This window comes from Legionella sp. PC1000, from assembly GCF_014109805.1.
Classification (GTDB): Bacteria; Pseudomonadota; Gammaproteobacteria; order Legionellales; family Legionellaceae; genus Legionella; species Legionella resiliens.
Map to the genome: position 1 here is coordinate 1,342,560 of NZ_CP059400.1, position 23,252 is coordinate 1,365,811.

Below are 23,252 nucleotides of genomic sequence, written 5' to 3' on the forward strand. Positions count from 1 at the left end.
ATTTTAAAGAGTTTTTTTCCAATAGCAGTAGCTATGCCTTCGTCAAAAAAAATTTAAAAAACTCTTTAAAATTCAGACACACCAGTCATTCCCACTACGAGATCTACTGTTTTTTTAAGGATTAGGGTTTGGAAATAAAAGCATTATCTTTTATATAAAAACGCAGTAATTTTTCTGCCCAATCTTTTGCATAATGAACCCCAATTCTTGGTTTTTCAACAATGGTAAACGGACTTTGGTTTTCTGCTTCTGCAATGTAAAAAATATCACCGGTTAAATCACATTGGTTCAATTGTTTATCTATATGCATTGCTTTGGAGAGCAATCCGGGCCCTTGCGTTCTTCCTTGAATGTTTTTGATGGGTTCAACACCTCGTAACAAGATTGCAGAACCTGTACCCTCAGTTTCTGTAACGACATTGGTACAATAATACATCCCATAAATTAAATAGATATAGGCATATCCAGCTGGACCAAACATGACTTTCGTTCTTGGGGTAAGGCCTTTAGAGGAATGGGAGGCGAGATCATGTTGTCCTAGATACGCTTCTACTTCAACAATTCTTCCTATATATTCAAGTCCGGATTGGTTATGGACAAGGTATTTCCCTAAAAGCTCTTTGGCAACACTAATTGTATCACGTTCATAAAATGTTCTAGGTAATTTTCGAAGCATATCTCTTTCATGGAGGATAAAAATTCGCAATAATAATACATTTGAATAAATTTTCTAAGGACAGTTTATGGATTTTGAATTCACAGCAGAACATTTGGCCTTTCGTGAGATGGCAGCTGATTTTGCGCGCGAGAAATTGGCTCCTATGGCTGATAATTGGGATGAGCATCATTATTTTCCCATGGAGGTGTTACGTGAGGCCGCCGCATTAGGAATGGCTGGGATGATGGCGCGTGAGGATATTGGTGGGGCACAATTAACACGGTTAGACTCCGCATTATTGTTTGAACAATTAGCAACAGGTTGTATCAGTACAAGTGCTTATCTTTCCATTCATAATATGGTTACTTCTTTAATTGATCGATATGCTGATGCTGAGTTACGAATGAAGTGGGGACCTAAATTAACCTCCATGGAGGTGTTCGGGAGTTATTGTTTGACAGAACCTGAATCCGGTTCTGATGCTGCCTCTTTAAAAACCAAGGCTGTGATAGATGGAGACTATTATGTTCTTAATGGCTCCAAAGCCTTTATTTCGGGTGGTTCAGTAAGTGATGTATATTTATGTATGGTTCGTACTGGTGATGAGTCGCATCATGGGATAAGTTGCTTGTTAATTGAAAAAAATACGCCGGGATTAAGTTTTGGGAAATTAGAGAAAAAATTGGGATGGCATAGTCAACCTACCTGTATGGTGTATTTTGAAAATTGCCGCGTACCCATTGCCAATCGTGTGGGTGATGAAGGCATGGGATTTAAAATTGCATTGAATGCTTTAAATGGAGGGCGGATAAATATTGCCTCATGCTCATTAGGAGGTGCCCTTGCTTGCTTACGCTTAACTCAAAACTATATGCATGAGCGTAAACAATTTGGTAAACCGCTCACCGAGATGCAAGCATTACGTTTTTATTTTGCCGATATGCTTACCGATTACGAAGCAGCGCGTTTAATGGTTTATCGAGCAGCAAATGCGATGGATAAAAATGATTCTCAAGTCCCTCTATATTGCGCCATGGCGAAACGTTTGGCTACGGACGTTGCCTTCCGTATTTGTGACAAAGCAATGCAAATCCATGGGGGATATGGTTATTTACGTGATTATCAAATTGAGCGAATATTCAGGGACTTGCGAGTGCATCAAATTCTTGAAGGCACTAATGAAATCATGCGAGAAATTGTAGCGAAGGCAACTTTGGATGAGGAGCACTTTTTGTGTTGATTGATGTGCTTGGAGTTTGTAGCCTGGGTGCAGCGAAGCGGGACCCGGGTTTTAGCGCTGCATACTATCCCGGGTTCCGCTTCGCTGCACCCAGGCTACGGTATGTTCTTACAGAAAAGGAGTAATGAAATGAATTTAATTGAACAAGATTTAGATAGCCAGGGAATTTTGACTTTAACTTTGAACAGACCCGAAAAGTTAAATGCTTTAAACTCCGAAGTATTAGATGCTTTAGAAGAATTATTCCATTATGCAAAAATAAATCCAAAAGTTAAGGCATTAATAATTACTGGCCAGGGTAAAGCCTTTTGTGCCGGCGCAGATATTAACCGATTGGCTGAATGTACTGCACAAACAGGATATGAATTTGCTTGTCGTGGACAAGAGGTCTTCCGTCTTTTAGAAACTTTAGGTAAGCCTTCATTAGCTGCAGTAAATGGATTTGCCTTTGGTGGCGGGTGTGAATTAGCAATTTCTGCAACATTAAGAATCGCTTCAACTAAAGCTCAATTCGGTCAACCAGAAGTAAAATTGGGGGTTATTCCTGGCTATGGCGGCACACAACGATTGGCCCGTTTAATCGGTAAAGGACGTGCTTTAGATTTATGTTTGACCGGACGATTTATTAATGCAGAAATGGCATTACATTGGGGATTGGTGAGTGATATTGTAGAACCTGAGGCTTTGTTGGAGCATGGAAAAACATTATTGCGTGGAATTTTGAGTATGGCCCCTCTTGCGGTTGCAAGTGTTATCGAGGTTATTGATCATGGTTATGATTTGCCTTTAACCGAGGCCTTGCATCTGGAAGCAATTCACTTTGCTAAAGTATGTGCTTCTGAAGATAAACAAGAAGGGGTAACTGCATTTTTGGATAAACGAGCAGCTGAGTTCGAAGGAAGATAATCATGACTGATGAAGTACTTTTTAATCAAGAAGGTTCATTGGGCGTTATTACATTAAATAGACCCAGCGCGCTAAATGCACTGACTTTAAATATGATTCTCAATATACAAAGACAGTTAAGTCTTTGGAAAGACGACGATACGATTCATGCGATAGTCGTGCGTGCTGCCTCAGGAAATGCATTTTGTGCTGGAGGAGATATACGTTCGCTTTATTTTTCCGGACAAGTAAATGATGCAGAGCAAATGCAATTTTTTTGGCACGAATACCGATTAAATCATTTTATTCACCATTTTAGTAAACCTTACATTTCTCTAATTGATGGCATTGTTATGGGAGGAGGGGTAGGGATTTCCATGCATGGAAGTCATCCTATAGCCAGCGAACGTTTCGTATTCGCTATGCCTGAAACAGGTATCGGTTTTTTTCCTGATATTGGTGCAAGCTATTTACTAACACGGTGTCCGGGATATTTGGGTACTTACTTAGGCTTGACCGGGAATCGTCTTGGTGCACACGATGCGGTGAAAGCTGGATTGGTTAAAAAAATAGTGTCTTCGGAACAAATGCCTGCTTTGTATGATGCATTAATGAATGAAGATTTATCAATAGATGCTTTTGAACGTGTCAATCAATGTTTGCAGCGCTTTTCTGTTGTACCTGCTACTGAGGAGGTCAGTCAAATTAAGCCATTGATTGATGTTTGTTTTGCGCACCCAACAATTGAAATGATTCGCGCCTCCCTACAAAGCGCCAACACAGTATGGGCTGAAGCAGTTGATAATACTCTAGCCCAAAAATCTCCCCTGAGCCTTAAAGTTACGTTAGCTCAATTACAAAAGGCAAAGGGGCTTTCTTTAGCACAATGCCTGCAAACCGACTATGACATCGTAAGTCATTTTATGCATGATTATGATTTTTATGAAGGAGTCAGGGCGTTATTGATTGATAAGGATAAAAATCCTCAATGGCATCCAGCGCGTTTGGATTTAGTTTCAGAGGAAATGGTTCAGAAATACTTCGAACGTTCTCATCCAGGTTTGGAATGGGTATAATTTCTTTTGGTTTTTTGTAAGACAAATTTGGATCGGTGTTGATAAATCTAATTTAACTACACCGATCTTTGAGATCATTCATAACGATAAATGATGGGATTAAAATCCAATTTTCATCCCTGGTCCGGATGCATGCAGTTCACTATCATTTTCAAGAGAAACATTTATATCATTTTTACTTTGCTCTTGTCCTTGCTCTTGTTTTTTTGCTTTTTTGTTAATATAAGTTCCGGCGTGATAAATACTACTACCTACTGTAGCTGCGCCAATAGAATAAGCTGTGGTTTCAAGAACTGGTTTGAAGAACATCCCAAGACGTGACATCATTTTATCATCCTTTTTAATAGTGTTAAAAGCTGCAATATATGGCTTAAAATTATGCATTGCAGCTCTCTATAATACACTATTTTTGCATAGAGCAAACTATTTTATAAAATTTAATAAGTTTGCTCTATGCAATTTTTCCTAAACACTATTGTGGTTTGCTACCAGTGTCTTTTTCCTTTTCATTAGTTTCTTGAACCTCTTCAATACGAGGAGTTGTTTGTTTGCCCCCAAACATACTGTGCTTGGATTTCCCTGGTGAAGTGGGTTGATATTTTTCTGAAACAACTTTTGCCAGTGGTTCCGAACCCAGAGTTTCACCAACACCAGCAACCAGAGCAAAGATAACCCCTGTTAAGCCCATTCGCATGGGAACTTGTTTAAGAGCCATTGATCCAAAAGTTTTTAATGAAGCTTCTGGATTGCTGATGAAGCAGTAAAATAACTCTTTGGTTAATTTAATTGTGCTTGCATTGTGCAGATGTCCATCTTTAACTGTAGATTGTACCAGTGCATAATCTTTAAATGATGTAAACGGATAAGAGAAAAAGGCAGCAGCCATACCACTGAACATTCCAGAAGTGAAATGAGCTACGTTTTTATCTTGAATCGGCAAGCTTTTTGCTATTCCTTCTTCAAGCACACATAAAGCAGCAAAATTAACCATTCCAGAACCATATCTGGGTATAAATCCGCCCATCATTAGTTTCCATGCGTTATTAGGAGTTTTCCATACAAAATCAGTAGGGAGTAGACCTGGAACTTTTTTCAAGGTAGACAATGATTCAGGTATCTGGGTTACCAGGATATCGCCTAAAGCCATTGCCATAACATAACTGTAACTAATAGCGTATTTTTTACCCTCTTCTTTACCGATCTCATGTGCCCCTTCTTCTAATGGTTTGCTTCCACCTTTAGCGCCGGTAACGTAACCAGTTCGAACTAATGATCCTGAAATTGAAGCTCCAGTTCCAGCATACAATAGTTTTGCGACACTCCATATTCCTCCTGTATAAGGAGGTATCATTGTACCGCTCTTGGATAAATTAACTAACATCGTTTTTACCGGACTTTGAACAGCTACGATGCTTAAGCTTGTTGCTAATGCAACGGTTGCAAAGTTTGTTCCATTCCAAAGTTGTTGGTGCACTGTTTCCTTTGATGGTACGAATGACCAAGCGTAGCTAGGTAAATCCCATACCGGTGAAGGCGTAGTTTTTTTCCCGGATTTTTGGCTTTGTAAATTATGTTTTACCACATCAAGTGGAGTGATGAACCATGAAGTAGGAAAGAAATTGGGCATACTCCATACTGGCGTAGTTCCAGATTGTTGTTTCACTTTTGGAGTTTGCATTCTTTGCTTTACTATATCGAACGGTGTGCTGAACCATGGCATCTTGCTTAGATCAGGAAACCATGGAGCAGGGGTTAGGTTTGGAAAATTCCATACCGGTGAAGCACCAGGTTTTTGCCCAGTTTTTGAAGCTTGTAGTTTTTGTTTTACTACGTCCAGGGGCATTGTTAATCCTGGAATGGGTACTATGGGTAAAGACCATATAGGTGTCGTAGTTTTTTGTCCTGTTTTAGGAGTTTGAGTTTCTTTTTTAGTCTGCATGATAATACTTTAAGTCAATTGTTAAATAGGATTTGTATTATAAGGAGCAAAAATTAACTGAACCTTAAGAAAAATGAATAATTAGAACAAAAAAAAATCGTGAGGATTATTTTATGGGCACAAGGGTGCCCAAATTGAGCAAAAACTCCCAGAATTTTGCTTGCTTTATTGAGGCTGGCGATGAAAAAAAGTCTTTTATTTATAGACACTTATATCGAGATACATCTGTAGGTGCAGAAATAAAATTTTAATCTGGGAGATAGAGTATATTTATTTTAAAAAATTTAATAACAAAATTGCTTCAATGTAACAATTATTTTAACCAATCGCTGAGAATATCAATAATTTTCTGTGCTTGATCCTCGCTGGATATATTAAATTTGGATTTTTGCCAATATTGATTATTCCGTTTTTGATAACGTCGAATTGAAAATTTAACGGGTCCATAATCATTTTGGGCGTTATCCCAATCCTGATACTTAAACATAATCGTAGTCCAGGCGCCTTTACTCAATACCTTCTTATCCAGCTCTTTAACGGTGTCTGTCCCATTTTCACTAAATGCAACAGTGATTTCATCTATGCTTGCAGTCATTTCAAAACGTACCTCAATAAGTAGTCCAAAAAAAGCAGTGGCCTCATCAATTTAAATAGAGTTCTGCCCTAAAATTTTGAGAGTTTATCTTATTTTTTTAACTTGCCATAGTGTTGAACTGTGATTTGCGAAAAAATAGAGAACAGAATGAATTAAGTAATGATACATCCGATCACATTTTGCGGACTATTGAATGGATTGCAATTTACCATTAACAAAAGTCATGGTAACGGCAGGTTGGTACTCCCCAGGCTGATAGAGCCAAACTTGAGGTTTTTCCGCTGTTGGGACAACTTCATTGATAAACGTATTATTTACCATAGAAGGAGAACCACAGGAATAATACACTTTTTGTACTGGATCCCCTGCCTGAATGTTTGCTCCCTGACAAATAGATACCGCATTACTATCTGAGCCATTTAATTTAATAGAACGTACTTTTTGATTTACAACATCGACTTCCAATGTTGCGCCGCCGCTGCCGGTGGGGACGTTCCATACTCCGTAAAAGGCGGTTTGAGTTCCCATATTATTATAAATGAGCTGTTGCATGGGAATTTTTTGTATAAGAGGTTGATTTGACTCTTGTTGGCTCACTGGTTGGCCACATGCTGCTATTACTTCATCAGGTGTCATTCCTAAATTAATGTACCCGTGGTTTTGTGGGCAATAATAAGATTGAGTATCAGCAAATAAACTAAAAGGTAAAAGGATTAATCCTAAGCCAGTGCTACTGAGGAACGTCAATTTCATAATTCAATCCTGATAATCCTCTGCTTAAAATTAAGTATAGCCGCTTTTATAATAATCTCCAGGGCAGATTTGCGTTAATGAATAAGGTAATAATTTTCAATAAAACCAGGATGATAAAAGGAGAAAAATCAAAACCAGAAATATCCGGGATAATCTTTCTACCGAGTCTTAGCAAAGGTTCTGTTAACAAACGTAAGAAGTCAGCAATTGGACCTTGCCATTCTGGATTGATAAAGCTCATGATGACCCGGATAAGTATGGCATAAAATAAAATATCGCAAGGTTGAATGATTAAGTCAGCAATTATATAAATGAATATGAATACAATCGGGATTATTCCATTTAAGGCAAGGAGGCTAATGCAGATAATTTTTAGTAGTTCAACTAAAACCAAGGTGATAATGGCTGGGATATCATATTTTTGTCCGGGTTTATAAGGCTGTTTTGATATCAGTTGAATTGGGTTGACTATAGGGTTAGTTACTTTATAAATAAGTTGGCTTACGGGATGAAGTGCGCTGACACGTAAATAACGAAGCGCGATGCGAAGCCATAAACTGAAAATAACTAGTGAAAAAAATAAAGAAACAATAAATAGTGTTACGGCAATAAGACCAGACATATTTTCCCCTATCCTGCATTTATTACAACTGACTTATTTGGATTATATCGCGTCGCTTTATTTTTGTCGCTCACCAAATAATGCCCGGCCAACACGTACTATAGTAGTTCCTGCTTTAATCGCAGGGACTAAATCATCGCTCATTCCCATGGATAATGTATCCATATTGAGTCCGAGCTCCTGATTTAGTGCATGCATGAGTTGATTGAGTTGAATAAATAGGTCATATTGTGTTTGTGTATCTAGTTGGGGGGGCGGGATAGTCATCAAACCTCTTAACTTGAGGTGAGGAAGTTGACTGATTGCCAAAGCCAGTTCAGCAGCATCTTCAGGAGGAATTCCTGATTTTGTTTTTTCATCTACTAAACTAATTTGTAAACAGATGTTGAGTGGATCTAAATGAGTTGGACGATACTCATTGAGATACTGGGCGATTTTCAAGCGGCTAACACTGTGAACCCAACTAAATGAAGTGGCAATCCCTTTGGTTTTATTGCTTTGAATGGGGCCAATGAAATGCCAGCATATAGGCATGTTTTTTAATGCATTTATTTTTTGTTGTGCTTCCTGGAAATAGCTTTCTCCAAAATGGATAACTCCAAGATGAAATAATTGGCTAATCGCCTCGATACTTTGTTGTTTGCTGACAGCAAGTAATAGAACGCCCCCGGGTTCTCTGCCAAAATCCTGTTCAGATTGCCTAATTAATTGTTTTATTTGATATAGATTTTGCTGAAGACTCATGATTATTTAGGTATATGTACAAACCTTAACAATAGCAAAAGAAACACTATTTGCCGAGTATCACTTCGTGAGTTAATCTAATAGCATCATAATTTTGTGGTTGGACGGTACTAAGGGTTCAACCTATTATTGATTAATAATCAGGACGAATTAAGCAATGGATATAGCAGAACTATTGGCGTTTTCAGTAAAAAATAAATCATCAGATTTGCATCTTTCTGCAGGATTACCTCCAATGATTCGTGTGGATGGCGATTTGCGCAAAATCAATTTACCAGCCTTGGAACATAAAGAGGTAATAAAAATCATCTATGATGTGATGAATGACCGGCAAAGGAAAGAATTTGAAGAATTTTTGGAAACTGATTTTTCTTTTGAAATAACTAATCTAGCCCGTTTTAGGGTGAACGTATTTAATCAACTGCGTGGGGCAGCAGCTGTTTTTCGTACTATTCCTTCTGAAATTTTAAGTATGAATGATTTAGGATTACCGGCTATTTTTGAAGAAATGGCCAGTTATCCTAAAGGATTGGTACTTATTACTGGTCCAACAGGATCAGGAAAAAGCACGACTCTGGCTGCCATCATCGATTACATCAACTCAAATCGTTATGATCACATTTTAACTGTGGAGGATCCTATAGAGTTTGTACATCAAAGCAAAAAATGTTTGTTAAATCAACGCGAGGTTCATCGAGATACACTGAGCTTTAATGCTGCTTTACGTTCTGCATTACGTGAGGATCCTGATGTGATTTTGGTGGGCGAGTTACGCGATCTGGAAACGATTCGTTTAGCAATGACCGCCGCGGAAACCGGGCATTTAGTTTTTGGCACCTTACATACTAATTCTGCAACCAAAACCATCAATAGGATCATTGATGTGTTCCCCGCTGAGGAAAAATCCATGGTGCGTTCGATGTTATCTGAATCACTGCAGGCTGTAGTCGCGCAATCCTTATTGAAGAAAAATGGTGGTGGGCGAGTTGCTGCTTTGGAAATTATGATTTGTACCGGTGCGATACGAAATTTAATTCGTGAAGATAAAGTGGCACAAATGTATTCTTCTATCCAAACAGGTCAGGCAAAAGGCATGCAAACCTTAGATCAGCATTTAACTGAACTGGTGAAAAAAAATATAATTTCTACTCATACCGCACGTGATATGGCAATTGATAAGGCTTTATTTTAAAGAGTTCCCTCCCGTAGTCTGGAGAGTGCTTAAATGTTTTACTTATTTTTGTTCTAGGTCCCTTTAATATTTGCTTGAAGGTAGATTTAAGCAATGGTACTGACTTAAGGAAATCCAGGCATATAGGCTGGGCTGTAAAAGCCCCGCCTACATTTTGGTGCCAGAATATATTCCTTAAGTTAGTTAGGTGCGTTTACGCATTTTTTTGTAATTCAATTAATTGAGGAATACCCATTTCAGCAAGTGCAAGCATATTGTTTAATTCATCACGATTAAAATGTTTGTCTTCGGCAGTACCTTGAATTTCTATGAAATGTCCTGCTTCATTCATGACGATATTCATGTCGGTTTCGGCAAGTACGTCTTCAGCATAATCCAAGTCAATTACAGCCTGGCCGCGATAGAGTCCCACAGAAACTGCAGCGATAAAATTAAATGCCGGCATTTTACGTATTTTTTCTCGCTCTACCATCCAGTTTATTGCATCTCTCATCGCGACACAGGCGCCTGTAATAGCCGCTGTTCTTGTACCCCCATCAGCCTGAATTACATCGCAGTCTAAAGTTATCGTATTTTCGCCCAGGAATTTTAAATCGACACAAGCTCTTAGCGAGCGACCAATGAGACGCTGGATTTCCATGGTTCTGCCGCCTTGTTTGCCTTTGCTTGCTTCTCGTTCCGTGCGACTGTGCGTTGCGCGCGGGAGCATACCGTATTCAGCGGTAACCCAACCTTGATTTTTTCCTTTAATAAAACGGGGAACTCCGTCAGTTACCGATGCATTACACAATACTTTGGTCTGTCCAAATTCAACAAGAACTGAGCCCTCAGCATGGTTTGTATAGTTTCTGGTTAATTTAACAGAACGTAATTGATTGGCTTCTCGATTACTTGGGCGCATTAGATAATCCTCGATAAAATTAAGAATTATAACGCTTAACTTCTCACGATGCATCCTAAAGTATGTGTGATGTGATAAAAATGCATAATCGTTAATCCCTAGCATTGTCTCAGGAAGTATTACTGGAGCTTTTGAAGTGTTTGTTGACCATCCTTTGTGATCGATAAAAACACTGATGCAAAAAGGGGGTCTTTTAGGTTAAATCCACAAGTATTGTATCGAGGGATAACACTCATGAGTTGGATGAATGAGAAGATGGACGAACTTTTGTCCCAAAATCAGCAAAGAAAATCAATCTCTTCGCCAAAATAAGTAAATTATTTAGTCCCAGATTGAAGAAATAACTCGGGACAATTAGCTGATTTATATTTAATTTTCATGAGAATATTTTATCTTTATATTTAATTAATTATCAAATTGGTGTAAAATTGATCACTTGAATTTATGAGCTGATATCACCTCCAGGCAGATTGTCTCTGTCCAATTGCTTTAAATTGGAGTATATTCGCGCAAGGTAGGATTTTTTTATTGGTATCTATATGCTTCAAAGTATGACGGCTTTCTCGCGGGTGCAAAAGCAAATCGAAGAAGGTCATTTTTGTTGGGAAATTAAGTCTGTTAATCATCGATATTTAGATGTTTCATTTCGTTTGCCTGAATCGTTCCGATTTATAGAGCCACAATTGCGCCATTTGCTGCGCGATAAGATCAATCGCGGAAAATTGGAGTGTCAGCTGAAATATCAAGACACAAGTGCTAATAATCAGTCTATGCTTATAAATATAGGCATGGTAAATGCATTAGTGAATTTAAGTGGGAAGCTTGCTGAGTCGCACCATTTGCCGAATGATTTAGGTGTTAGTCGTGTCCTGTCCTGGCCTGGCGTGATTCAAGCAAGTATGCCCGATGTGGAGGTGTTAGGAGAACATGCACTTTCCTTGTTTAATGAGGCAGTCGAGCAGCTAAGGCAAATGCGCGCCACAGAGGGGAGCGCATTAAAAGCACATGTGGAAGGACGATTAAGTGAATTAGGTCAAGAGATTAAGAGGGCTCGATCGATAGTATTAATGCAAACAGAACAAGTGAAAGACAAGCTATTGACCCGATTGCACTCAGTGAAACTTGAAGTTCAGGAAGCGCGTGTAGAGCAGGAAATTGCTTTGATTTTGACTCGTATTGATGTTAGCGAGGAATTAGATAGATTACAGACTCATCTTGATGAAGTGAATCGGATACTAAATTGCGATAAAATAGCAGGCAGGCGTCTTGATTTTTTGATGCAAGAATTAAATAGGGAGGCGAATACGCTAAGCTCAAAGTCTGACTCTGTGGAATTGACTCAGAGTGCAGTGGAAATGAAAGTGTTAATTGAGCAAATGCGTGAGCAAATTCAAAACATTGAGTGAGTATTATTGTGGGTGATTATTCGGGTAATTTATTTATTGTTGCAGCACCTTCTGGGGGAGGTAAAACAAGTTTAGTAAAAAAGTTAATTGAAACTCTTGATGATATTGAAGTATCCATTTCGCATACAACACGAATGATGCGACCTGGAGAACAGCATGGAGTGGATTACTTTTTTATTGATGAAGAACAATTTATACATATGATTAATGATGGTGCTTTTTTAGAGCATGCCCAAGTCTTTAATCATTTATATGGAACATCGATGGAGCAAATTACTAACCGTTTGCAAAATGGCATTGATGTGGTTCTGGATATAGACTGGCAAGGAGCAGAGCAGATTAGACGTTCCTTTCCGAATGCGGTAAGTATTTTTATTGTCCCGCCGTCATTGGATGCCTTAAAACAACGATTATTGAATAGACGGCAAGATAAGGACAAAGTGATTAGTGACAGGATGAAAAAAGCGCAGGATGAGTTGAGTCATTATTCTGAGTTTGATTATTTAATCGTTAATGATAATTTTGAAAAAGCAGCGATGGAATTAGGTGCAATTGTGATTGCAAACCGTCTACGTATTGGGCGGCAGATAAATAAACAATCAAAATTGCTTTCTTTCCTGTTATCATCGCAGTAAAATGCAAGGTTTTGCTACTGGAGAATGAATTATGGCGCGAGTTACAGTTGAAGATTGTTTAAAAAACGTTGCAAATCGATTTGAACTGGTTATGGTGGCCACTAAACGTGCGCGTCAGATTGCAGTTCGAGGAGATCAACCTATGGTTGAATGGGAAAATGATAAACCTACAGTAGTGGCTTTGCGTGAAATAGCAGAAGGCTTAATTACGCCAGAAATTTTGGATAAAGAATAATTTGGAGGATGGCCCCCTGTTCACAATTTGTTAGATTAGCAAGGCTTTGAGCCAAAGACTAGAATTGTAAACAGAGGGCCTAAGAAAAAAGATTGATGTCGCTTGGGTGAAGTGAAATGGCCCCAAGTTTTAAGTGACTAAAATTTCCCAGATTCGTTTCACTTCACCCAAGCTACGAATCATAAAGGATTGTGATTTATACGGGACACCTTAAATAAGGTGAATTATGGGTATAGGGGTATGGTCATGTTAGATACTAGGGAGTACTGCGTGAGCTACTTTAAGGAGCTCGATGAAGAGCTGAAATGCTATCTTGAGCAGTCGCAAATAGAGAAATGTTACCAAGCCTATCTGGTTGCTGAAAAAGCGCATCAAGGGCAGATGCGGCGTTCTGGCGAACCCTATATTACTCATCCTGTTGCCGCAGCTCTGATTCTCGCCCGAATGCGTCTTGATTATCAAACAATTATGGCGACTTTGCTTCATGATGTGGTTGAAGATACCTCAGTGAGCAAAGATGATTTAACACGCCAATTCGGTGAAGAAATTACCTCCCTTGTGGATGGTGTTACCAAACTGACCAAAATCAAATTTGAATCAAAGGCAGAGGCCCAGGCGGAAAATTTCCGTAAAATGGTCTTGGCCATGGTTAAAGATATCCGTGTCATTATAGTTAAGTTAGCCGACCGTTTGCATAATATGAAGACGCTAGGTGCAATGCCTTATGCAAAACGTAGACGTATAGCCATAGAAACTCTGGAAATTTATGCCCCAATTGCGAACCGTTTGGGGATGCATTCGATTTATGTAGGACTTGAGGATTTAGGATTTCAGGCTTTATATCCTATGCGTTACAGAGCTATTAAATCAGCAGTTGAAAAGTCTCGTGGTAATCGACGTGAATTGACCCAGACAATTGAGCGTGATTTGCAACTGGCTTTAGCGCAATTAAACATTCCTTATGAACAAGTATTCGGCAGACAAAAACACTTATACAGTATTTATAAAAAAATGCGCCAGAAAAAAGCCTCATTTACCGAGATTACCGATGTTTTTGCTTTTCGCGTGATTACTGAAGATATTGATTCCTGTTACCGTATTTTAGGCGCCTTACATTGTACTTATAAACCTGTCCCGCAACGCTTTAAAGACTATATTGGCATTCCTAAGGCCAATGGATATCAATCCCTGCATACCACTTTGTTTGGGCCTTTTGGGGTTCCTCTCGAAGTACAGATTCGTACGCGTGACATGGATAAGGTCGCTGATAATGGAGTAGCTGCACATTGGATTTATAAATCGTCTGGCCTTGAAGTAAACGAAGCGCAACTGCGTGCAAGAGAGTGGGTACAAAGTCTATTGGAAATGCAACGCAGCACTGGAAGTTCGTTAGAGTTTATTGAAAACGTGAAAATCGATTTATTTCCAGATGAAGTATATGTTTTTACTCCTAAAGGCCATATTATGGAGTTACCCAAAGGAGCGACGCCGGTTGATTTTGCCTATTCGGTCCACTCGGGAGTGGGTAATAGTTGTGTTGCGGCGAAAGTAAATAGAAAATTGGTGCCATTAAGTATTCCTTTATCTAATGGGCAAACGGTTGAGATCATTACGGCACAAGGTGCTCATCCCAACCCGACTTGGTTAAATTTTGTAGTTACTGGAAAGGCGCGATCTAATATCCGTCATTTTCTGAAGAGTCAACAAAATACGGAATCAATTAGTTTAGGAAAACGTCTTCTTGAGCAGTCATTAAACGAATTATCCAGTGATTATGCAAAAATTCCGCCAGAATCCTTACAAGCACTATTAAGTGACTTACATTATAAAGCGATGGATGATTTGCTCTATGCGATTGGCGTAGGCAATCAAATGGCTATGGTAATTGCCAAAAGATTGGTAATAACTCAAGACACTAATGAACTGGATAAAGGAATTAAAACACGTCCCTTGGCAATTAAAGGAACAGAGGGAATGGTGGTTCATTTTGGTGAGTGTTGTCAGCCTATTCCTGGCGATAATATTGTTGGGAAATTCCAACAGGGTCGAGGAATTATTGTTCACAGCAGTGATTGCGCCACTTTAAAAAATTCACGAACTAATCCAGAGCAATTTGTTGCTTTACGTTGGGATGAGAAGGTTGAAGGTGAGTACTGGGTTGATATTACAGTTGATGTAGTCAACGAGCGTGGTGTCTTGGCAGCTCTGGCAACTGCAATTGCTGAAGCAGGATCCAATATAGGTAATATCAATGTGGATCCACGAGATGGACGACATAATGCCGTTACATTTTCAATTAGTGTTATCGATAGAACGCATTTGGCTCGGGTAATGCGCAGGTTACGGGCAAATAAAGTGGTGATGCGTCTTTATAGAAAAAAACAAGGGGATAATTAATGCAACCGGTAAATACAAAATTGGCTCCAGAAGCTATTGGAACTTATTCACAAGCCATTAAGTGTGGGGATACAGTTTATCTTTCAGGACAAATACCACTTGATCCGGTAACTATGGAATTATGCAGTGAAGATATTAAATTGCAAATTACTCAGGTTTTGGAAAACTTGTCCGCAGTTTGTGAGGCTGCAGGCGGTAGCTTGGCACATATAGTGAAATTAAATGTTTATCTTACGGATTTGCGTCATTTTCCTTTAATTAATGAAGCAATGAGTCGTTATTTTTCATCACCATATCCAGCAAGAGCGGCGATAGGAGTCTCTGCATTGCCACGTGGTGTTCAAGTTGAGATGGATGGTATAATGGTTTTATCTTCGAAATAATTTATTGAAAGGTAGCCGGGGTGCATAAAAAAGTTGTAACCCGGGTTTATTTGGTTTGCAATCTTCAGGGTTTCACCTCGCTGCACTCAGGCTACACGTTTATAATCAGAGTTTATTTATGAGTATTATTTCCCTTCATAGTGTCTCCCTCAATATTGCGGGTAATCAGTTATTGGATAATGCTGATTGGCAGATCCAACCTCAGGATCGTATTGCATTAGTTGGACGAAATGGAGCAGGTAAGTCCACCTTGCTTAAACTTTTATTAGGAGATTTAGTTCCTGATGGCGGTCAAATCAATCAGCTTTCTGGATTACGAGTCGCTGGATTGACTCAGGAAGTTCCAATTACTGAAGAAGAATCAGTCTATCATTTTCTAGTGAAAAGCCTAGGTGAAGTAGGGGAGGTTTTATCGCGTTTTAATGAATTATCTCAGTTGGGTGATGTGGATAAATTAGTTTCGTGCCAGCAACAAATGGATAATTTACATGCTTGGGATAAATTACCACAAATTGAAACCATGGCCAGTCGTTTAGGCATATCCACTAACGAGCGCATGAATAACTTGTCAGGTGGTATGAAACGGCGTGTGCTTCTGGGCGCGGCACTTATTGCAACTCCAGATTTATTACTATTGGATGAGCCTACCAACCATTTGGATATTGAGGCAATAGAATGGTTAGAAGCTTACTTAAAAAGTTTCAAAGGAGCTGTACTCTTAGTTACTCATGATAGGGAATTTTTAAGTCAAGTATCCAACCGGATAGTAGAAATTGATAGGGGAAAACTGTATCAGCATGATTGTAACTATGAAACTTATCTGGACCGAAGGGAATCCATTCGTCTTAGCGAGCAAAAGCAAAATAATTTATTTGATAAAAAGCTGGCGGAAGAAGAGACATGGATCCGTACAGGAATCAAAGCACGACGAACCCGAAATGAGGGGCGAGTTCGCGCATTAAAGGCACTGCGCGAGGAATATAAGGCACGTCGTAATCAATTGGGCAAGGTCAAATCATTCTCTCTCGATGTAACTCGCTCGGGTGCAGTGGTTATCGAAGCAAACCAAGTGAACTATAATTTGGGTGATAAAACAATTTTACGTGATTTTTCCTTACTACTGACTCGGGGGGATAAGCTTGGAATAATTGGACCTAATGGATGTGGTAAAACGACTCTAGTCCGTCTATTGCTTGGGGAATTAGAACCAGATTCTGGGCAAATAAAACTGGGTACTTCTTTGAGCGTGGCTTATTTTGATCAATTACGTCGTCAATTGCACGAAGATCAAACCGTTATGTTTAATGTGGGTGATGGCGCGGATTATGTAACAATTAATGGCAAACAAAAGCATGTTGCCAGTTATCTGCGTGATTTTTTATTTTCACCCGAACGTTTTAATCAACCGGTTTCAGTACTTTCTGGGGGAGAAAGAAACAGATTATTATTAGCCAAACTGCTTGCCAAACCAGTAAATTTGTTAGTAATGGACGAACCTACCAATGATTTGGATATAGAAACTTTAGAGCTCCTTGAAAGTATGTTAGTTGACTATCCTGGAACTTTAATATTAATTAGCCATGATAGGGCATTTATTAATCAAGTCGTTACCAGTGTTCTGGTTTATGAAGAAGCTGGGCAATTTAATGAGTTTGTTGGGGGGTATGATGAATATAAAATGCATAAAAAACAACAACAGCGAGAGCAGACAGTAAAAACACCGGTTGCGAAAAGAAATCCTGTAACAAACAAATTAAGCTTTAATGAGCAACGTGAGCTGGCGCAATTACCAAAAAAAATTGAACAGCTAGAAGCAAAAATAGCCGAATTACATTTACAGATGGCTGAGCCCAAATTTTACCAACAAGATGCCCAGCTGATTACAAAAATTAATCAAGGTCTGGCCGAAGATGAGGATTTACTAACACGACTTTATACGCGATGGGAAGTATTAGAAGATGTTGAGAAAAGGAACACATAAATGTTATTAACACTGGCTTTGGTTGTTCTTTTAAGTTCAATTCTGGTTTTCTTTTCAGAGGAATTTATTAAAGCCTTTAACAAGCTCTTTGCCATAAAAGGAGCTAAATTGTTAATCCCCATGTTTGCTGCTTCCTGGCTAATTTATACGTTTACGTTTTGGTGTTTGTGGGCAATTTTTTATCTGCGTGAAATGTTGCATGAAATACTGAATTTTCTAGTGCGTATCATGCCTTTTCAGCAGGGAGCGGTCTCCGCGGTACTGATATTCATGTTGACTTTTCTTTCAGTAGTTCCAGTTCTTATTCTTGATATTCTTTCACGAAGAAAAAGATTCAAAGGGTATCAGTATCCTTATGTAACAAGTGGGGTAATCTGGATTCTATCTGTTTTCTTGTTAATCATCATATAGTTAGTCTGTAAAGAAATGTAATTTTTATGTAAAGATTTATTAATTTTGTTAATAAAACCTTAAGTTTTCTTTTTTATACTTCTTGCGTCAAAGTTTGGAATTTAATAAAAATCAAAAAGGAGACTAATGTGGCATTCACCAGCAAACAACATCATCATGATCGAGTGACTCTTGATTCTTATCAGCATGGTCATGAACCTCAACCCCTCTATCCTAAGGTAACACCCTACAATCCCTATGTTGAAGTAACGACCTCACAAAAACCTCATGTAGAGGTCCGTTCTACTGGTCGCTCATACAATAGATATCAACAAACGCATCATAATCATCATCACAGTTATTCTTCTACTGGCCGTGGTGGACGTATCTTATTTATTGGATTTTTTATTCTTTTGCCCATTGTGGTTGTTGCGGCAATACTGAGCTCGACTCTTGGTGCAATGAGTTTAACTACGGCTTCTCTAACTGCTGCTGGAGCGGGTGCTGCAGGTGCAATTGCTTTTAGTGCTTCGACTTTTGGGATCGGTGCACTGATACTCTATGGTGCTCTGGGTTTAGCTTATTTATATTCAAGTGCTAAAGAATGCTATAGCAGCGACAAAAACGTGTTTGATATGATTAAAGCGCATGTTGTAAATGAAGATGGAGTGGGTTTTAAAGGAGTTATGAAATCTATAGGCTCTGTATTGTGGTCTCCATTTTTACTCATTGGTGGTTTGTCGGGTATGGCAGTTAAAGGGGCAATGAATGCTTGTGTTTCAAGTCGTTCGGTGCCGCCTAAAGTGGAACACACCCAAATGACAGAGTCCTATACTTGGATGTCGACCAATGAGTTGGGTGCACAACATAAATCTAAGAGTAGTTCCAAGCAAAAAGAGGAGCCACCGGTTTATTCTCAAGTATTTACTGGAACTCCAGAAAGAACCGAAAAAGAGCATCATCTATTAGACTCTCAGGTTGGTTTTCCTGTTTATCCTACTCTTAACTTTTCTAGTACTAATTAGTAGTGTATTAGCTGCTGCGTGCAGATTTTTCAATCAAAGTGGGTTTGTATAGTTTTTTGGGTTCTGTAATAACGAACCCGAAAAACCAAATAAATCTTCTAAAAAAATTAAGAACCTTGAATTTTAAACCTCTTTGAACTGTGTACAATACTAAGTAAATAGGGCGTTCCCCTAGTGGTGCGTCCGTTTTTCCCGCCAAAATAGCCTATAATTTAATCAAGATGCTTTTCTGGGGGGCTTATATGGCTTCTAATCGATCGGAAACTCCTAAGCGAACAACAGAAACTGTTGCTTCAATGTGGCAAGAGCTAAATGAAGCAGAACAAACACTTATGATGGGGCGACTGCAGCAATGGTTTGCAGATATTGAAAAGAACAATGACCCCAACAATACTGGAACAACTCCATCTTTAGCAACTCAATTTCTTTCGCGTTTTGGACTAAAGAATGCCTCAGAGGTGTTTTATTTTCTTAAAACTGCCGGGGGGAAAGAAGCAGTTACTATGATAGCTAGAGAACTGATGAAAAAAGAGGATCAAATTCAATTGATCAGAGAACAAAATGAAGAGGTACTACGAAAGCGACAACATATAGTTTTTCTTCTTATGGGATTAATTGCAGAGCGGGAAGCTTTAGCTAAAAATGTGGATCAACTATTTAGACTGGAAATAGAAAGGCACCTTACAAAGGATAAACATACTGAACATAAAGAAACAATTTCTGGCCATTCTCAAATAGAAATTATAGACGCTATGATCTCCAACTACCTTATGACTATTCACGCTTTAGATGTAGAACTGAATAAATTGGAAGAGCAATTAAATCAGGTTGAAAAAGAATTGATTGCTATTGAAGAGGAAGAAGAGCAGATCGAAGCTTATCATGACGAGCTTCATACACATATCGATATACTGGATAAGTATCTGGAACTGCCTATTTTGAGTCATCCTCAAGAACCTCCTGCTGCTTTTATGGAACGAAGACGTACTCTTTTGATGCAAGATCTTGAAAGATATAGAGAACAAGAGGCATTACATAGAAATACACTATCTGAAGATCCTAATACTCAGGAAATGGCACGAAACCGTATTAGCCGACACATCAGAACAATTGAGCATGAACTCCATTTTCATCAAGCTCACCTAAGCCAAACAGCCATAAACTATGAGGAATTATTTCGTTTAGCTCTAGAACAAACACGATCTAAAATACAAGAACTTAAATCGCAATCTACTTCAGGACCGTTGGGCGCTGAAATAGAAGGTTTACAATTACGTGAACAAGGATTGGTTTCCGCGTTAAAGGTTATGAGAAATAAGAAAATACTCCTTAACGATAAATTGGAACAAGTTTTTGATTTTTCTCAAGCCCGTTTTATTGTCAAACATGAGGAAGCAAAATGCCTGATTCAAAAAGATGATGGCTCATATGCTCTAATCCCTAAGGATATGGATCCTAAAAAATTGACTCAGGATCAATGGGAGCAAGCTAAGCTAAATTTTGATCAAGAAAAAGAGCGCATTCAAACTCCCCGCTTTAATTTTATGGAAAAGATACAAGAAAATTTGCAAAAACAAATTCAACGCAAAGAACAACACTTAACTCTAAGAGAAGTATTACAAGCCCAAAGATCAGAAATGCATCGTGCCAGAGAAAAAATGGGAGAAACTTTAAGCTTTGCTCAAACTAAAAAAGCAACATTATTAGGCAATACTCCTCGTTTGTCGCAAAGAGTTACTCCAAAATCTGATCCTCATCCAAGCTATACACAAATGATAGAAAAATTTGAATCTTTGGTATTAAAAGCGCCCCAAAAAGAGGATATCGAAAAAGCTCGAGGTGTTGTCAAAAATTTATCAATATCATCTGAGAGCAAAGGAAAGCTTGATGAATTAATCGAACAAGTCACACCAGAGAGGGTTATGGAGCCGCAGCAACGGCTTCAATGGCTATACAGCGCCAAACGAATAATAACAGATACATCGTTAGCTAAGCCTGAAGTGGATCCGAATAAAACGATTAAGTAATATGTTTATGGATACACTCTTCTTTAATTTTTTTATCTTTACACTCCCGCCTACGTTGCGTGGCTTTTCCGCGGGACGTCGCATAGTAGAGTAAGGCAGGCTTTGCAGCAATTTGTAAATTCAGCTTTAATTTCCAGGCAATATTTTATGCAGTAGAGATGATGAATGTTTACATTCCGTGTATAATGATGGCAATTTATTTTCAGGTTGCCCTATGAATAAACAGGATTTTTACTTTGATTTACCTCCGGAATTAATTGCACAGTATCCTTTAGCTAAGCGCAGTGATTCGCGTCTTTTAACTTATAATCGTCAAAAAGGTGAATATGGTCATTATCAGTTTCGCGAAATAGCTGATTTTTTAAATCCTGGCGATTTACTGGTTATGAATGATTCCAAGGTGATCCCTGCTCGACTTTACGGTCATAAAACTACTGGCGGAAAAGTTGAGTTATTAGTGGAACGTATTACGGGTGAATTTACTTTTCTTGCTCATATTAAAGCCAGTAAAGCATTAAAGCCTGGATCAATTATTAAATTAGAGCAAAATAGAGAAATCGAAGTCCTTGAAAGAAAGGATGATTTATTTATATGTAAAGCAAATAGGGACGTTTTGCAATTATTGAATGGAATAGGTCATATTCCATTACCCCCCTACATTACGCGAAATGATGAAATTTTGGATCAGGATCGTTATCAAACAGTCTATGCAAAATATGAGGGTTCTGTTGCAGCACCTACTGCGGGCTTACATTTTGATGAATCTGTATTATCCAGCTTACAAGCAAGGGGAGTTGCTGTAGCTTATCTCACTTTGCATGTAGGGGCAGGAACATTTAGACCCGTTCGTTGTGACCATATCAAAGACCATAAAATGCATAGTGAGCAATTCACAATTAGCCCGGAATTATGTGCCGCAGTACACGCTACAAAAGCAGCTGGAAATCGAGTAATTGCAGTCGGTACGACTGCTTTGCGTAGTCTTGAGAGTGCAGCACAAAATGGAGTATTAACTGCATGCAGCAGAGATACGGATATCTTTATTTACCCAGGATATGAGTTTAAGATTTGCGATGGGCTAATGACTAACTTTCATTTGCCTGAGTCTACCTTGCTCATGCTGGTTTCAGCTTTTATCGGCCACAAACAAGCAATGATGCTTTATCAAGAAGCAATCGAAAAAAGATACAGATTTTTTAGTTATGGTGACACCAGTTTATTGCTGTAAATCAGGAGATCAGGAATGTTGGCTGCAATACAGAATTTTATACCTGTTTTAACTTCAGATGCAGGTTTATGTCTTACAATGGCAAATTGGCACGAAGTAAAAATTACAGCGGCATCTTATTCTTTGGAGCATTTGTTGTATAAGCCGGGCCAGGATGTACTCGAAAAAATATCTGATTTAGCCCGTTACTTGGCTTGTCCTGGAACAGTGGTTATTAATGCAATGTCGCTTATAGCCAATAAGGAAAAAGTTTATGTGCTCAAGTCACCTTATGATGGGTCTAGAGTCAAAGTTTCCTTGGAGAAGTTAATTGAACTTATCCATCATTTAAAACCTAATGCAGTTATTTTACCTCAAAATATCCTGCGCGATTTTCCACAAATTTGGGATAATTGGGATGAGGCAATTGTTCCATTTATTGATGTTAAAGAATTAGAAAAACATGAGATAGTGAAGCCACATGGGGTTTATTTTAATGTTGTGGATGAGCTGAATTGGGAGCGATTAGATCAATGGTCTCATTTAGCACGTTATATTATAGGACGTTTTAATCCTGAGTTAATCAAACGTTTACGTGATAAGGGAATCGAGTTTATTGAGACAGATGAGCCATCACAAGCAGCGACTCAAGGAAAAGTTTACAGCCAGACAGGAACCGTGGATTTAACTGATTCAAAAATGCAGATGCAATTTGAAACGATTGATGCAGAGTGCTGTTGTCCTACATGCTCCCAACAATTTACCCGAGCTTATTTGCATCATCTATTGCAACATACTCCCTTATTATGTCAGCGATTTTTAATTCAGCATAATGTATTTTATGTGCAAAATTATGATGTTTCGTGATGGATTTTACCCATCCCCCTAGCCCTCTTCCCATGTTCCGTCAGGTGGATGAGGAATTTTTTATAATGTTTGACAGTTTTTTCCATACAAGATA

General features: G+C 38.7%; 23 protein-coding genes. 15 read left to right on the forward strand and 8 right to left on the reverse strand.

Annotated features, from left to right (window positions below):
* Nucleotides 1-121: 121 nt before the first annotated feature.
* A complete protein-coding gene (locus FOLKNPGA_RS05840; protein ID WP_182352110.1) occupies nucleotides 122-676 on the reverse strand; it encodes a DNA-3-methyladenine glycosylase in 555 nt (184 codons plus the stop codon).
* A gap of 67 nt (nucleotides 677-743) precedes the next feature.
* On the opposite strand from FOLKNPGA_RS05840, the gene FOLKNPGA_RS05845 reads away from it, so the two are divergent.
* From FOLKNPGA_RS05845 to FOLKNPGA_RS05855, 3 genes are all read left to right on the forward strand, one after another.
* Nucleotides 744-1,898, forward strand: coding sequence for an acyl-CoA dehydrogenase family protein (locus FOLKNPGA_RS05845; protein ID WP_182352111.1), 1,155 nt, complete (start codon nucleotides 744-746; stop codon nucleotides 1,896-1,898).
* Nucleotides 1,899-2,027: 129 nt separating this feature from the next.
* A complete protein-coding gene (locus FOLKNPGA_RS05850) occupies nucleotides 2,028-2,804 on the forward strand; it encodes an enoyl-CoA hydratase/isomerase family protein (protein WP_182352112.1) in 777 nt (258 codons plus the stop codon).
* Nucleotides 2,805-2,806: 2 nt separating this feature from the next.
* Nucleotides 2,807-3,859, forward strand: coding sequence for an enoyl-CoA hydratase/isomerase family protein (locus FOLKNPGA_RS05855; RefSeq protein WP_182352113.1), 1,053 nt, complete (start codon nucleotides 2,807-2,809; stop codon nucleotides 3,857-3,859).
* A gap of 99 nt (nucleotides 3,860-3,958) precedes the next feature.
* On the opposite strand, the gene FOLKNPGA_RS05860 is transcribed toward FOLKNPGA_RS05855, so the two are convergent.
* From FOLKNPGA_RS05860 to FOLKNPGA_RS05885, 6 genes are all read right to left on the reverse strand, one after another.
* Nucleotides 3,959-4,243, reverse strand: a complete 285-nt coding sequence (locus tag FOLKNPGA_RS05860; protein ID WP_182352114.1) for a hypothetical protein — start codon at nucleotides 4,241-4,243, stop codon at nucleotides 3,959-3,961.
* An 88-nt stretch (nucleotides 4,244-4,331) separates the two neighbouring features.
* Nucleotides 4,332-5,798: a hypothetical protein gene (locus FOLKNPGA_RS05865; RefSeq protein ID WP_182352115.1), complete on the reverse strand. Its 1,467-nt coding sequence runs from the start codon at nucleotides 5,796-5,798 to the stop codon at nucleotides 4,332-4,334.
* A 313-nt stretch (nucleotides 5,799-6,111) separates the two neighbouring features.
* Nucleotides 6,112-6,393 (reverse strand): hypothetical protein, encoded by a 282-nt coding sequence (locus FOLKNPGA_RS05870; protein WP_182352116.1) that lies wholly within the window; start codon nucleotides 6,391-6,393, stop codon nucleotides 6,112-6,114.
* A gap of 186 nt (nucleotides 6,394-6,579) precedes the next feature.
* The gene (locus FOLKNPGA_RS05875; RefSeq protein WP_182352117.1) at nucleotides 6,580-7,146 is read right to left on the reverse strand and encodes a DUF2845 domain-containing protein; all 567 of its coding nucleotides are present in this window, start codon (nucleotides 7,144-7,146) and stop codon (nucleotides 6,580-6,582) included.
* Between the two features lie 46 nt (nucleotides 7,147-7,192).
* Complete coding sequence (locus tag FOLKNPGA_RS05880; RefSeq protein ID WP_182352118.1) at nucleotides 7,193-7,768, reverse strand: YggT family protein; 576 nt, start codon at nucleotides 7,766-7,768, stop codon at nucleotides 7,193-7,195.
* Between the two features lie 57 nt (nucleotides 7,769-7,825).
* Entirely contained in the window at nucleotides 7,826-8,512 is a 687-nt protein-coding gene (locus FOLKNPGA_RS05885; RefSeq protein WP_182352119.1) for a YggS family pyridoxal phosphate-dependent enzyme, read from the reverse strand.
* A 157-nt stretch (nucleotides 8,513-8,669) separates the two neighbouring features.
* Between FOLKNPGA_RS05885 and FOLKNPGA_RS05890 the strand changes: the two genes are divergently transcribed.
* Nucleotides 8,670-9,704, forward strand: coding sequence for a type IV pilus twitching motility protein PilT (locus FOLKNPGA_RS05890; RefSeq protein WP_182352120.1), 1,035 nt, complete (start codon nucleotides 8,670-8,672; stop codon nucleotides 9,702-9,704).
* A gap of 193 nt (nucleotides 9,705-9,897) precedes the next feature.
* On the opposite strand, the gene rph is transcribed toward FOLKNPGA_RS05890, so the two are convergent.
* The gene (rph, locus tag FOLKNPGA_RS05895; RefSeq protein ID WP_182352121.1) at nucleotides 9,898-10,605 is read right to left on the reverse strand and encodes a ribonuclease PH; all 708 of its coding nucleotides are present in this window, start codon (nucleotides 10,603-10,605) and stop codon (nucleotides 9,898-9,900) included.
* Nucleotides 10,606-11,144: 539 nt separating this feature from the next.
* Here rph and FOLKNPGA_RS05900 point away from each other — a divergent pair.
* The 11 genes from FOLKNPGA_RS05900 to FOLKNPGA_RS05950 all read left to right on the forward strand — a co-directional run bounded on the left by FOLKNPGA_RS05900 (nucleotide 11,145) and on the right by FOLKNPGA_RS05950 (nucleotide 23,158).
* On the forward strand, nucleotides 11,145-12,011 hold the full coding sequence (locus tag FOLKNPGA_RS05900; RefSeq protein WP_182352122.1) for a YicC/YloC family endoribonuclease: 867 nt from the start codon (nucleotides 11,145-11,147) through the stop codon (nucleotides 12,009-12,011).
* 5 nt (nucleotides 12,012-12,016) lie between these two features.
* A complete protein-coding gene (gmk, locus tag FOLKNPGA_RS05905) occupies nucleotides 12,017-12,646 on the forward strand; it encodes a guanylate kinase (RefSeq protein ID WP_182352775.1) in 630 nt (209 codons plus the stop codon).
* A 31-nt stretch (nucleotides 12,647-12,677) separates the two neighbouring features.
* Nucleotides 12,678-12,881: a DNA-directed RNA polymerase subunit omega gene (gene rpoZ, locus FOLKNPGA_RS05910; RefSeq protein ID WP_010653170.1), complete on the forward strand. Its 204-nt coding sequence runs from the start codon at nucleotides 12,678-12,680 to the stop codon at nucleotides 12,879-12,881.
* Between the two features lie 246 nt (nucleotides 12,882-13,127).
* A complete protein-coding gene (spoT, locus tag FOLKNPGA_RS05915) occupies nucleotides 13,128-15,278 on the forward strand; it encodes a bifunctional GTP diphosphokinase/guanosine-3',5'-bis pyrophosphate 3'-pyrophosphohydrolase (RefSeq protein WP_370529189.1) in 2,151 nt (716 codons plus the stop codon).
* Nucleotides 15,278-15,661: a RidA family protein gene (locus tag FOLKNPGA_RS05920; protein WP_182352124.1), complete on the forward strand. Its 384-nt coding sequence runs from the start codon at nucleotides 15,278-15,280 to the stop codon at nucleotides 15,659-15,661. The genes spoT and FOLKNPGA_RS05920 overlap by 1 nt, the downstream gene beginning before the upstream one ends.
* A 118-nt stretch (nucleotides 15,662-15,779) precedes the next feature.
* Nucleotides 15,780-17,642, forward strand: coding sequence for an ATP-binding cassette domain-containing protein (locus FOLKNPGA_RS05925; protein WP_182352125.1), 1,863 nt, complete (start codon nucleotides 15,780-15,782; stop codon nucleotides 17,640-17,642).
* Nucleotides 17,643-18,053 carry a hypothetical protein gene (locus tag FOLKNPGA_RS05930; RefSeq protein WP_182352126.1) on the forward strand — a complete coding sequence of 137 codons (411 nt, stop codon included), beginning with the start codon at nucleotides 17,643-17,645 and terminating at the stop codon, nucleotides 18,051-18,053.
* Between the two features lie 128 nt (nucleotides 18,054-18,181).
* Entirely contained in the window at nucleotides 18,182-19,057 is an 876-nt protein-coding gene (locus tag FOLKNPGA_RS05935; RefSeq protein ID WP_182352127.1) for a hypothetical protein, read from the forward strand.
* A gap of 242 nt (nucleotides 19,058-19,299) precedes the next feature.
* Nucleotides 19,300-21,084 carry a hypothetical protein gene (locus FOLKNPGA_RS05940; protein ID WP_182352128.1) on the forward strand — a complete coding sequence of 595 codons (1,785 nt, stop codon included), beginning with the start codon at nucleotides 19,300-19,302 and terminating at the stop codon, nucleotides 21,082-21,084.
* A 214-nt stretch (nucleotides 21,085-21,298) separates the two neighbouring features.
* Nucleotides 21,299-22,312, forward strand: coding sequence for a tRNA preQ1(34) S-adenosylmethionine ribosyltransferase-isomerase QueA (gene queA / locus FOLKNPGA_RS05945; RefSeq protein WP_182352129.1), 1,014 nt, complete (start codon nucleotides 21,299-21,301; stop codon nucleotides 22,310-22,312).
* Between the two features lie 15 nt (nucleotides 22,313-22,327).
* Nucleotides 22,328-23,158, forward strand: coding sequence for a tRNA-guanine transglycosylase (locus FOLKNPGA_RS05950; protein WP_182352130.1), 831 nt, complete (start codon nucleotides 22,328-22,330; stop codon nucleotides 23,156-23,158).
* The last annotated feature ends 94 nt before the right edge of the window (nucleotides 23,159-23,252 follow it).

Coding starts and splice junctions, on each gene's coding strand:
- FOLKNPGA_RS05840 (WP_182352110.1), bottom strand. CDS start 676: ATGCTTCGAAAATTACCTAGAACATTTTATGAACGTGATACAATTAGT.
- FOLKNPGA_RS05845 (WP_182352111.1), top strand. CDS start 744: ATGGATTTTGAATTCACAGCAGAACATTTGGCCTTTCGTGAGATGGCA.
- FOLKNPGA_RS05850 (WP_182352112.1), top strand. CDS start 2,028: ATGAATTTAATTGAACAAGATTTAGATAGCCAGGGAATTTTGACTTTA.
- FOLKNPGA_RS05855 (WP_182352113.1), top strand. CDS start 2,807: ATGACTGATGAAGTACTTTTTAATCAAGAAGGTTCATTGGGCGTTATT.
- FOLKNPGA_RS05860 (WP_182352114.1), bottom strand. CDS start 4,243: ATGCATAATTTTAAGCCATATATTGCAGCTTTTAACACTATTAAAAAG.
- FOLKNPGA_RS05865 (WP_182352115.1), bottom strand. CDS start 5,798: ATGCAGACTAAAAAAGAAACTCAAACTCCTAAAACAGGACAAAAAACT.
- FOLKNPGA_RS05870 (WP_182352116.1), bottom strand. CDS start 6,393: ATGACTGCAAGCATAGATGAAATCACTGTTGCATTTAGTGAAAATGGG.
- FOLKNPGA_RS05875 (WP_182352117.1), bottom strand. CDS start 7,146: ATGAAATTGACGTTCCTCAGTAGCACTGGCTTAGGATTAATCCTTTTA.
- FOLKNPGA_RS05880 (WP_182352118.1), bottom strand. CDS start 7,768: ATGTCTGGTCTTATTGCCGTAACACTATTTATTGTTTCTTTATTTTTT.
- FOLKNPGA_RS05885 (WP_182352119.1), bottom strand. CDS start 8,512: ATGAGTCTTCAGCAAAATCTATATCAAATAAAACAATTAATTAGGCAA.
- FOLKNPGA_RS05890 (WP_182352120.1), top strand. CDS start 8,670: ATGGATATAGCAGAACTATTGGCGTTTTCAGTAAAAAATAAATCATCA.
- rph (WP_182352121.1), bottom strand. CDS start 10,605: ATGCGCCCAAGTAATCGAGAAGCCAATCAATTACGTTCTGTTAAATTA.
- FOLKNPGA_RS05900 (WP_182352122.1), top strand. CDS start 11,145: ATGCTTCAAAGTATGACGGCTTTCTCGCGGGTGCAAAAGCAAATCGAA.
- rpoZ (WP_010653170.1), top strand. CDS start 12,678: ATGGCGCGAGTTACAGTTGAAGATTGTTTAAAAAACGTTGCAAATCGA.
- spoT (WP_370529189.1), top strand. CDS start 13,128: ATGTTAGATACTAGGGAGTACTGCGTGAGCTACTTTAAGGAGCTCGAT.
- FOLKNPGA_RS05920 (WP_182352124.1), top strand. CDS start 15,278: ATGCAACCGGTAAATACAAAATTGGCTCCAGAAGCTATTGGAACTTAT.
- FOLKNPGA_RS05925 (WP_182352125.1), top strand. CDS start 15,780: ATGAGTATTATTTCCCTTCATAGTGTCTCCCTCAATATTGCGGGTAAT.
- FOLKNPGA_RS05930 (WP_182352126.1), top strand. CDS start 17,643: ATGTTATTAACACTGGCTTTGGTTGTTCTTTTAAGTTCAATTCTGGTT.
- FOLKNPGA_RS05940 (WP_182352128.1), top strand. CDS start 19,300: ATGGCTTCTAATCGATCGGAAACTCCTAAGCGAACAACAGAAACTGTT.
- queA (WP_182352129.1), top strand. CDS start 21,299: ATGAATAAACAGGATTTTTACTTTGATTTACCTCCGGAATTAATTGCA.
- FOLKNPGA_RS05950 (WP_182352130.1), top strand. CDS start 22,328: ATGTTGGCTGCAATACAGAATTTTATACCTGTTTTAACTTCAGATGCA.